An 11234-nucleotide genomic window follows, 5' to 3' on the forward strand; every position below is an offset into this window, starting at 1 on the left:
TTCTCAGCAGGCCTGCCAGTTCGCTGGCCACGCCACGTACAGGAAGCGCACCGAAGACGGGGTACCAAACTCAATCGCCGATCCTTTAGGGATAAACATCACGTCCCCGGCTTTTGCGACCATGGTTTCTCCCTCATGGCGTACGTGCAGTTCACCTTCCAGCACCATGTCTATCTCGTCGTAGTTCAGCGTCCATGGGAAGAAGGCGTTCTCCCACTGCATGAATCCGGCAGCCATGCTGCTGCCGTCTTCCGCTGTAATGAGATCGGTTAACCCAACGCTGTGCGGCTCGGCCCCCGCAAACCGACCAAAGGAGACGCTGCTGCCAGTCACCACCTTGATACCCCCCTTGCCGGTGACCGACGTAAATGCGGGTGTCACCTCCCCTCCAACGGCTTCACGCTCTTTCATCACTTTTTCGAGAAGCTGTGCCACCAGGCTCTCGGTAAACTGCCCTTCCGGAAGCTCTGCGATAATGGCCTCACGAATGCGCTGGCGCTCAGTTTTTTCATCCCCCGCAGGCGCTGAAACGGTGTCATCTTCCACCAGCACCAAACCCAGAGTTTCGGCCACTTCCCGCGCCTCCGGGGTTATAATGCTGCGGCTCCGGGGGGCAACAAGTCGGGTTTCTCCCCGGACGTGGCTATCGCGAACATCATTCGCGGTGACTAACGTTTTCATCTGCATCCTCCTGTTCCGTTGCCAGATAATCCATTAATGGCTGGATGCTCTCTCGTGAGCGACAATTCAGCGCAAAAATGGGTTCCTGAAAGCCAATACTCAGCAGCAATTCGCGGGTCTCATCAACATTGGCGTCGGGCGCATCGATTTTACTTATTACGGCAATGTGGCGTTTATTGCCGCCAATATTAAGCAGCCCACTGGGGAGTCGATTCTCTTTTTCATTAGCAGCGTGAATATATATAATGAGATCGACATCCTGCAGACTGGTTATTAATGCCTGAAACCAACGCGGATGACTGAAATACTCACCCGGTGTATCAATATCACCGGCATCATTAAATTCAACCGCCTGCGTTTTTATTGCCGTGGAATAATTCCCCTGCAATGCATTAAATAGCGTGGTTTTTCCGGCGCCAACCATACCCACAAAAGCTATCCGTCTCATCAGGTGGCCTTTAGCTTTTCGTCAAGGTGCACAGGGTGTAGTTCAGGGTGCGACCAAGCGCGGTAACCGTCTGATTTAAAGACTCTTCCACGGCACCCACTGAGCCATAGATAACCAGTGCGCCGCTGAAACGGTCGAGGAAACCGATATGGACGTCAGCCGCTTTAGTGGCGAAATCTCCGGCAATCATCGCGGTTTCTCCCGGCGTGAGGGTCATGATGCCAATCGCTTCCGCACCGGGGACGCCTATTTTCTTGGCCAGCTCATCTCCGGGGTGAGCAATAAGATGCGCCAGTGTTACCTGTTTCCCGGGAACAAACTCCTGAATAATACGTTCTGTTTCCATCGCCCCCTCCACCTGTAATAAACGCCATAGTGGCAAGTTATCCGCAGAGCGAATAACAAAAATCGGCAAAGGATGAGGAAAGGTGAAGTGGATCACTAAGAAATAAAAAAAGCGCGAGGGGTTAGCCTCGCGCTTTTTTATTAACGAAAGAAATTACAGCGGCTGAGTCTGCGCTTCAACCACCGCCAGCGCCACCATGTTCACAATACGGCGAACAGATGCGATTGGCGTCAGTACGTGTACAGGTTTTGCAACCCCCATCAGTACCGGGCCCACGGTAACTCCTTCAGAGCTGGAAACACGCAGCAGGTTGTAGCTGATACGTGCCGCTTCCATGTTTGGCATCACCAGGATGTTGGCAGAGCCTCTGAGCGGGCTGTCCGGCATCCGCTCATTACGGATGCTTTCCACCAGCGCGGCATCGCCGTGCATTTCACCGTCAATCATCAGCTCCGGCGCGCGTTCGCGAACCAGCTCCAGCGCTTTGCGCATTTTCAGCGCCGCCGGGCAGTTCGAGGTGCCAAAGTTGGAATGCGACAGCAGCGCCACGCGCGGTTCAATACCAAAACGCTGGACGGTTTCTGCCGCCATCAGCGCAATCTCCGCCAGCTGTTCTGACGTTGGGTCGTCGTTGACGTAGGTATCGGCGATAAAGGTGTTACCGCTCGGCAGCAGCAATGCGTTCATCGCACCGGCAGTATGCACGCCATCACGATACCCAAACAGCTGCTGGATAACGCTGAAGTGCTCATGGTAGTCACCGATAGTACCGCAGATAAGCGCATCGGCTTCGCCGCGCTGCACCATAATGGCGCCAATCACCGTCGTGTTGCTGATAACCGCCCGCTGCGCCTGTTCCTGAGAAACGCCGCGACGTTTCATCAGGTCGTAGTATTCGCTCCAGTACTCTTTGAAGCGCGGATCTGATTCATTGTTGACGATTTCAAAATCGACGCCCGCTTTGATCTGCAGGCCCAGCTTCTGAATACGCATCTCAATCACGCTCGGGCGACCAATCAGAATCGGCTTCGCAAGGCCGAGAGTGATAAGCTCCTGGGTCGCATGCAGCACGCGGTTGTCTTCGCCTTCGGCCAGCACGACGCGCTTCGGATCTTTACGCGCCAGCGAGAAGATCGGTTTCATAAACAGGTTGGTTTTGTAGACGAACTCGCTGAGCTTATCGATGTAGGCATCGAAATCAGCAATCGGGCGTTTCGCCACACCGGAATCCATCGCCGCTTTCGCGACCGCCGGGGCAATCTTGACGATAAGACGCGGGTCAAACGGTTTCGGGATCAGGTAATCCGCACCGAAGCTCAGATCCTGGTCAGCATACGCAGAGGCCACCACTTCGCTCTGCTCGGCGTGCGCCAGCTCGGCAATCGCATGTACCGCCGCAAGCTTCATCTCTTCGTTAATTGCCGTAGCCCCGACATCCAGCGCACCGCGGAAAATGAACGGGAAGCACAGGACGTTGTTCACCTGGTTTGGATAGTCAGAGCGGCCGGTGCAGATGATGGCATCCGGACGAACTTCTTTTGCCAGGTGCGGCAGAATTTCTGGTTCTGGGTTAGCGAGGGCAAGGATCAGCGGCGCGCGTGCCATTTTCTTCACCATCGGCTGGGTCAGCACTTTAGGGCCAGAACAGCCGAGGAAGATATCCGCGCCGTCCATCACGTCGTCCAGCGTACGTTTGCCGTCGTCGTCAACCGCATAGGCCGCTTTGGTTTCCGCCATGTTCGGCTCGCGGTCTTTATAGATAACACCTTTCGAATCACACACCACGATGTTGCGCTTCTGCATACCGAGCGCCACCAGCAGGTTCATACAGGCAATGGCTGCCGCACCAGCGCCGGACACCACCATGCGCACATCAGAGAGGTTTTTCTCAACCACTCGCAGACCGTTGAGGATGGCCGCAGTACTGATAATCGCCGTGCCGTGCTGATCATCATGGAATACCGGGATATTCATGCGCTCGCGCAGCTTCTGCTCAATGTAGAAACACTCCGGAGCTTTGATGTCTTCGAGGTTGATGCCGCCGAAGGTGGGCTCAAGCGCGGCCACCACATCGATAAATTTGTCGGGGTCCAGCTCATCGACTTCAATATCGAAGACGTCAATGCCTGCAAATTTCTTAAACAAAACGCCTTTGCCTTCCATCACCGGCTTGCCGGCCAGCGCACCAATGTTGCCAAGCCCGAGCACGGCGGTACCGTTAGAGACCACTGCAACCAGGTTGCCACGCGCGGTATATTTGTAGGCCGCCAGCGGGTCTTTTTCGATTTCAAGGCAAGGTGCGGCAACGCCCGGCGAATAGGCCAGCGCCAGGTCACGCTGGGTGGCCAGGGGTTTAGTCGGGGAAACCTGAATCTTCCCCGGAACCGGGAATTCGTGGAAATCAAGGGCACTTTGTTTCAACTGATCATCCATCTAATGTTCCTTTTACATATCGTTCTTGGTTGGAATTTAAGGTTAGCGTTCCCTGACTGCGCAGTATTACCCGTGACAACTTTCTAAACTTTGAAGGCCGCCAAACTCTGAGCAAAGAAACAAACGCTTGTTATCAATTACGAGGCTGTATCCCGCCATTGGTCACGATGGCGACGCTGGGTAAAAAGCGCATTATCAAGGCGAAGGATGAAGGGCATAGCGGGCCTATGTCCAAATCCGACAACGCAGAGAATGCGCTTTTTACACGCGTCCCGAAGGGCTGAGGCTATTTTTACGCATGGCTGTGTTGCTCACGGCTCATTTGGGTCCCCAAATGACGCCGTTCGCGCCTTGCCCTGTGTAAAAATAGCCATCAGCGCCACTCGCGCACAATGGCGGGACACAGCCTTTACACCAATGTTAATCGCAGCGCGAAACAATGCCATCCCCGTCTGCTATGCTTTTTATCTGATTTACGGCTATACCACGGGTAAAAATGGAGTGAACCATGTCCAGAAGAGAGCTCGCCAATGCGATTCGCGCCCTGAGTATGGATGCTGTCCAGAAGGCCAATTCCGGCCATCCGGGCGCACCGATGGGAATGGCGGATATCGCCGAAGTTCTGTGGAACGATTTCCTGAAGCACAATCCTTATGATCCGCACTGGTACGATCGCGACCGCTTTGTGCTGTCGAACGGTCATGCCTCCATGCTGCTTTATAGCCTGCTGCATCTGAGCGGCTACGACTTGCCGATGGAGGAACTCAAGAACTTCCGCCAGCTGCATTCTAAAACGCCGGGGCATCCGGAAATTGGCTATACCCCGGGTGTGGAAACCACCACCGGGCCGCTTGGCCAGGGGCTGGCTAACGCCGTCGGGATGGCGATTGCGGAGCGCACCCTCGCCGCTCAGTTCAACCGTCCGGGTCACGATATCGTCGACCACTACACCTACGTGTTTATGGGAGATGGCTGTCTGATGGAGGGGATCTCCCATGAAGCCAGTTCGCTGGCGGGGACCCTGGGGCTCGGGAAACTGATTGGTTTCTACGACAGCAACGGCATTTCCATAGACGGCGAAACCCGCGGCTGGTTTACCGACGACACGGCTAAACGCTTCGAGGCCTATCACTGGCACGTGGTGCACGACGTCGACGGCCACGATCCGCAGGCCATCAAGCAGGCCATTCTTGAAGCACAAAGCGTGAAGGATAAACCCTCCCTGATTATCTGCCGCACCATCATCGGCTTTGGTTCGCCGAACAAGGCCGGGAAGGAAGAGTCGCACGGTTCAGCGCTCGGTGAAGCGGAAGTGGCGCTGGCGCGCCAGCAGCTTGGCTGGAAGTATCCACCGTTTGAGATCCCCAAAACCATCTACCAGGCCTGGGATGCGCGTGCAAAAGGAGAAAAAGCTCAACATGCCTGGAACGCTAAACTTGCCGCCTATGAGGCCGCGCATCCGCGACTTGCCGCCGAATTTAATCGCCGCAAAAACGGCGAGCTACCAAAGCACTGGCAGACGCTAACCAAAACGTATATTGAAACGCTGCAGTCAGAGCCAGCAAAAATCGCCAGCCGTAAAGCCTCACAGAACACGCTTAACGCGTATGGCCCGGCACTACATGAGCTGCTCGGGGGATCTGCGGATCTGGCTCCCAGCAACCTGACCATCTGGAAAGATTCGGTGTCGCTGAAAGAAGATCCGGGTGGGAACTACCTTCACTACGGCGTACGAGAGTTCGGGATGACCGCCATCGCCAACGGCATCGCTCACCACGGGGGCTTTATCCCCTACACCGCCACCTTCCTGATGTTCGTGGAATACGCCCGCAACGCGGCGCGCATGGCGGCGCTGATGAAGGCCCACCAGATAATGGTCTATACCCATGATTCCATCGGCCTTGGCGAAGATGGCCCAACGCACCAGGCCGTAGAGCAGCTCGCCAGCCTGCGCCTGACGCCAAACTTCAGCACCTGGCGCCCCTGCGATCAGGTAGAGACCGCCGTTGCCTGGAAAGCGGCGATTGAAAAGAACGACGGTCCAACGGCGCTGATCCTCTCACGCCAGAACCTCGCCCAGATGGAGCGGACGCCGGAGCAGGTGCAGGATATCGCCCGTGGCGGTTATGTGCTGAAAGATGCGGGAGGCAAGCCGGATCTCATCCTGATTGCCACCGGTTCCGAAGTGGAGATTACCGTGCTGGCGGCCGAGAAACTGCGTGCAGAAGGTGTGAATGTGCGGGTGGTATCACTGCCTTCCACCGACGTCTTCGACGCCCAGGACCCGGCGTATCGCGAATCAGTACTGCCAGCAAGCGTTGCTGCCAGAGTGGCAGTAGAAGCGGGTATTGCCGATTACTGGTACAAGTATGTGGGTCTGAAGGGAGCAATAGTCGGGATGCGCAGCTACGGCGAATCCGCCCCGGCCGATAAGCTCTTCCCCTTCTTCGGCTTTACGGTCGAAAACGTGGTTGCGAAAGCAAAAACGGTGCTTAACGGGTGATCCAAAGCGTGGGCCAGGCGTCTGGCCCCTGCCACTCATCGCATTCCGGCTGTTCGGCATAACGCACCAGCCGGAAGCGTTGACCATCGTAACGCCAGCGCGTGGTCACGCCGCAATCGCTGAGCCCCCGCCCTTTATCCAGGGTCACCAGTTCACGAGTTTTGATATCAAAGGTGGCGTTGACCATCTCGATTTCGCGCTCGTCGCTTGAGGACTGGAACGGCAGGCGCAGATGCACCGGCGTTGAGGAGAATGGCTTCTGGCGGGTGACCACCCACGCCCGGTAAATGGTGTTATAAGCGCCGGATTCACAGCTCATCATCATCAGCGCTTTGTCATCGGTTAGCGCCGTCACCCATACTTCCTGCCGCATCGGGTCTAGTGAGCACTGGCTGTTGTTCATTCGCCAGTTGCCGTAATCCATCAGATTATTGCTCTCTTCACGGGTCAAAGGCGCAGGCGTCGGGTTGATTTTTGCTACGCTTTTCAGCGCTGGCGCTGGCGGCACACTCAGCGGTGGATCGTCACCTTTGCGGATCCAGGCCGTCTCGCTGCCGACGCGCTTTTGCTGCCCGTCAATGAACAGCAGCGCCGCTTTAAGCCCCAGCAGAGAAATAGCCTGCTGGTCTTTATCAAGCGTGATGGCTTGCCCTTCCTGAACGTGCTGCAAAAATGCATTGATGGTGGCGGTATCGCTGGTCGTGAGCAACCATGGCGCAACCTGCCAGCGCTCGCCGGCCAGCGTTAACGGCGTGCCGTCGAGCAGCAGGCGATTAGCGATTGGTGGGGTTTTTGCCGTCGGGCTGGCGATGCCGCCAAGCTCTATGCGCAGGCTGGCATCGGTGTGCGCACCCGCGCTACGGCTCAGCGTCATCACCAGTCCGTGATGCAAACCGATGTTACGCGCCACGCAGAAATTCTGGTTATTACAGGTGACCAGCCAGTCAGAAAACACCTGCTGCGCCGGGGCTGCCCATACGGATGCCACCGGTAACCAACCGAATAATAAAAACAGCGCGACGCGATAAAGCATGAATGGCACAGCCCCAGAAGAAAAAAACACCAACTTACAAGCCTGTATCTTCACTGGCGAAGCGGCAACGCTCAATCAGATTTGTCGGATAGCGTGATGTAAATCAGTTGCTATTTTTCTTAACAAAATCAATCCATTAAACCCGACATTTTTAAATATTGCAGTAAGATCACCGCCTTACCGTCGAGAATTTTCCCTTCGCGCACCATCTGAAGCGCTTGTTCGAACGCCAGCTCCAGCACTTCAATGGCCTCATCTTCCACGCCACCACCGGCGCTGGCGCGCTGGCTCTCCTGATATTCAGCAATGAAGAAGTGGATAAGCTCGGTGACGCCGCCCGGAGACATGTACAGCTCAAACACCTTCTGCACGTCGCCCACCTCAAAGCCGGTCTCTTCTACCGCCTCTTTGCGGATACAGGCTTCTGGTTCATCGTCGTCGAGCAGTCCGGCGCAGGTTTCAATCAGCATGCCATCATCGTTACCATTAACCCAGGTCGCGATACGGAACTGACGCACCAGCACCACCGTTTTCTTATCACGGTTATAAAGCAGAATGGTGGCTCCGTTGCCGCGATCGTACACCTCGCGCTTATGACGCAGCGGTTCTCCGCCGGACAAACTCAGCTCATAGGTGATGTTACGTAAAACAAAGTAATTTTCGGAGAGGATTTTATCTTTGATAACATGGATATTGAGCGACATGGAAGCTCCACAGCGTTAAGCGGTTCTCCAGTGTACGCCTCAGACCCCCTTCGCCGTCAACATTGTCATCAAGGACAGAAAAAATTCAGAGTTTTGTATATCTACGCGGTAAAGACGTATGATTATTTACATTAACTCCTTTTTTTCTCCACGATTACTTCAGCCCTTGCGGCTACAGTGTTCGAAGCGTTGCGATAACAAAAAAACAAGTAAAATGAGGTCCTGATTACAATGGCGAATTTCTTTATCGATCGCCCCATTTTTGCCTGGGTATTGGCCATCTTGCTGTGTTTAACCGGTACACTGGCCATTGTGTCATTACCTGTTGAACAGTATCCCAGTCTGACACCGCCGAACGTGCGAATTACCGCCAACTATCCTGGCGCTTCTGCACAAACGCTGGAGAACACGGTTACACAGGTTATCGAGCAGAATATGACCGGGCTCGACAACCTGATGTATATGTCATCACAGAGCAGCTCCTCCGGTCAGGCCTCCGTCACCCTGACTTTCACCGCTGGTACCGATCCAAACGAGGCCATGCAGCAGGTGCAAAACCAGCTGCAGTCGGCGCTGAGTAAGCTGCCTCAGGCGGTGCAGAATCAGGGGGTAACGGTCAGAAAAACCGGTGATACCAACATTCTCACCATCGCCTTCGTCTCGACCGACGGCAGCATGGATAAGCAGGATATCGCTGACTATGTGGCGAGTAACATTCAGGATCCACTGAGCCGCGTCAACGGCGTCGGGAGTATTAACCCCTATGGCTCGCAGTATGCGATGCGCATCTGGCTCGATCCGGCCAAGCTCAATAGCTTCCAGTTGACGGCAAAAGACGTTACCAACGCTATCTCCTCACAAAACGCGCAAATCGCGGTCGGACAGCTGGGTGGAACGCCCTCCATCGATAAGCAGGCGCTGAACGCCACCATTAACTCTCAGTCACTGCTGCAAACGCCAGAACAATTCCGCGATATTACGCTGCGCGTAAATCCGGACGGCTCGCTGGTCACGTTAGGCCAGGTCGCGACCGTCGAAATGGGCGCGGAGAGCTACGACTATCTCAGTCTTTTCAACGGGAAACCCGCCTCCGGGCTTGGGGTTCAGCTGGCCTCTGGCGCTAACGAAATGGCCACCTCAGAAGAGGTGATTAAACGCCTTGATGAACTCAAGCCGTACTTCCCGCATGGCCTTGAGTACAAGGTGGCCTACGAGACCACTTCGTTTGTCAAAGCCTCAATTACCGATGTGGTAAAAACCCTTCTGGAAGCCATTCTGCTGGTGTTCCTGGTGATGTATCTGTTCCTGCAGAATTTCCGCGCGACGCTGATTCCGACCATCGCCGTACCGGTGGTACTGATGGGGACGTTCTCAATCCTCTATGCGCTCGGCTACAGTATCAACACGCTAACCATGTTCGCGGTGGTGCTCGCCATCGGTCTGCTGGTGGATGACGCCATCGTGGTGGTGGAAAATGTTGAACGTATCATGAGCGAAGAGGGACTCTCGCCCCGGGAAGCGACGCGAAAATCGATGGGGCAAATCCAGGGTGCGCTGGTGGGGATTGCCATGGTGCTCTCCGCCGTCTTCATCCCGATGGCCTTCTTCGGCGGTACCACGGGGGCGATTTATCGCCAGTTCTCGGTGACTATTGTTTCGGCAATGGTGCTGTCGGTACTGGTGGCGCTGATCCTCACTCCGGCGCTCTGCGCCACGCTTCTGAAGCCGCTCAATAAAGGTGAGCATCACGGCCAGCGCGGCTTCTTCGGCTGGTTTAACCGCGTCTTTAACGCCAGCGCATCACGTTATGAAACCTTCGTGGGCAAAATTCTCCACCGCAGTCTGCGCGGACTCCTTCTCTACGTCCTGCTGCTGGGCGGCATGGTGTTCCTGTTCCTGCGCCTGCCAACCTCATTCTTGCCGCAGGAAGACCGCGGTATGTTCCTCACCTCCATTCAGCTGCCGAGCGGCTCTACCCAGCAGCAAACGATGAAGGTCATGAAGAAAGTTGAGGATTACTTCTTCACCCATGAAAAAGACACGGTCAGCTCAATTTTCGCCACCGTCGGCTCCGGCCCGGGCGGGAACGGGCAGAACGTTGCCCGTATGTTTATCCGTCTGAAAGACTGGAAAGAACGCGATCCGAAAACCGGTTCTTCGTTCGCCATCATCGAACGAGCGACCAAAGCCTTCGACCAGATTAAAGAGGCGCGAGTCTTTGCCAACAACCCGCCCGCCATCAGCGGACTCGGGAGTTCTGCCGGTTTTGATATGGAGCTGCAGGACCACGCCGGCGCCGGGCATGATGCACTAATGGCTGCCCGCGATCGGTTGCTGAACCTTGCCGAGAAGGATCCGCGCCTGACCCGTGTGCGCCACAACGGCCTCGACGACAGCCCGCAGCTGCAGGTGGATATCGATCAGCGCAAGGCACAGGCGCTTGGCGTATCTATCGACGACATCAACGACACGCTGCAAACCGCCTGGGGGTCGAGCTACGTTAACGACTTTATGGATCGTGGCCGCGTGAAGAAGGTATACGTTCAGTCGGCAGCCAAATATCGCATGCTGCCGGATGATATCTATCAGTGGTACGTGCGGAACAACAGCGGCACCATGGTGCCCTTCTCCTCCTTCGCCTCCTCACACTGGGACAGCGGCTCACCGCGTCTGGAACGCTACAATGGCTATTCAGCGGTAGAGATCATCGGGGAAGCAGCACCTGGAGTCAGTACCGGCACCGCGATGGACATCATGCAAAACCTGGTGAAAGAGCTGCCGGTTGGTTTTGGTCTGGAATGGACCGCGATGTCCTACCAGGAGCGCCTCTCCGGGGCGCAGGCTCCGGCGCTGTATGCCATCTCGTTGCTGGTCGTGTTCCTCTGCCTGGCCGCGCTGTATGAAAGCTGGTCGGTACCGTTCTCGGTGATGCTGGTGGTGCCTCTGGGGGTTATCGGTGCGTTGCTTGCCACCTGGATGCGTGGGCTGGAAAACGACGTTTACTTCCAGGTGGGCCTGTTGACGGTCATTGGGCTATCGGCGAAGAACGCCATTCTGATTGTGGAATTTGCCAACGAGCTCAATCA

Annotated in this window: 8 protein-coding genes; 2 read left to right on the forward strand and 6 right to left on the reverse strand. The window is 55.7% G+C overall.

Features of this window, described 5'->3' with window-relative positions:
* Window positions 1-3 precede the first annotated feature (3 nt).
* The 4 genes from eutQ to maeB form a co-directional block, all read right to left on the reverse strand.
* Entirely contained in the window at window positions 4-681 is a 678-nt protein-coding gene (gene eutQ, locus GYRE_RS09505; RefSeq protein WP_038254903.1) for an ethanolamine utilization acetate kinase EutQ, read from the reverse strand.
* The gene (gene eutP, locus GYRE_RS09510; protein ID WP_038254905.1) at window positions 656-1129 is read right to left on the reverse strand and encodes a EutP/PduV family microcompartment system protein; all 474 of its coding nucleotides are present in this window, start codon (window positions 1127-1129) and stop codon (window positions 656-658) included. Before eutP ends, eutQ begins: the two co-directional genes overlap by 26 nt.
* 10 nt (window positions 1130-1139) lie before the next feature.
* Complete coding sequence (gene eutS, locus GYRE_RS09515) at window positions 1140-1475, reverse strand: ethanolamine utilization microcompartment protein EutS (RefSeq protein WP_006821111.1); 336 nt, start codon at window positions 1473-1475, stop codon at window positions 1140-1142.
* A 153-nt stretch (window positions 1476-1628) separates the two neighbouring features.
* Window positions 1629-3908, reverse strand: coding sequence for an NADP-dependent oxaloacetate-decarboxylating malate dehydrogenase (gene maeB / locus GYRE_RS09520; RefSeq protein WP_006821112.1), 2280 nt, complete (start codon window positions 3906-3908; stop codon window positions 1629-1631).
* Window positions 3909-4416: 508 nt separating this feature from the next.
* On the opposite strand from maeB, the gene tkt reads away from it, so the two are divergent.
* The gene (gene tkt, locus GYRE_RS09525) at window positions 4417-6411 is read left to right on the forward strand and encodes a transketolase (protein WP_038254907.1); all 1995 of its coding nucleotides are present in this window, start codon (window positions 4417-4419) and stop codon (window positions 6409-6411) included.
* On the opposite strand, the gene GYRE_RS09530 is transcribed toward tkt, so the two are convergent.
* Entirely contained in the window at window positions 6401-7444 is a 1044-nt protein-coding gene (locus GYRE_RS09530; RefSeq protein ID WP_038254909.1) for a DUF1176 domain-containing protein, read from the reverse strand. The two genes, tkt and GYRE_RS09530, sit on opposite strands and share 11 nt — an antisense overlap.
* Window positions 7445-7572: 128 nt before the next feature.
* Entirely contained in the window at window positions 7573-8148 is a 576-nt protein-coding gene (gene nudK / locus GYRE_RS09535; RefSeq protein ID WP_006821115.1) for a GDP-mannose pyrophosphatase NudK, read from the reverse strand.
* A 231-nt stretch (window positions 8149-8379) separates the two neighbouring features.
* Between nudK and acrD the strand changes: the two genes are divergently transcribed.
* On the forward strand, window positions 8380-11234 hold a 2855-nt coding region (gene acrD / locus GYRE_RS09540; RefSeq protein ID WP_038254911.1), incomplete at its 3' end, for a multidrug efflux RND transporter permease AcrD.

The sequence above is a fragment of the Yokenella regensburgei ATCC 49455 genome (genome assembly GCF_000735455.1).
GTDB classification, from domain to species: domain Bacteria; phylum Pseudomonadota; class Gammaproteobacteria; order Enterobacterales; family Enterobacteriaceae; genus Yokenella; species Yokenella regensburgei.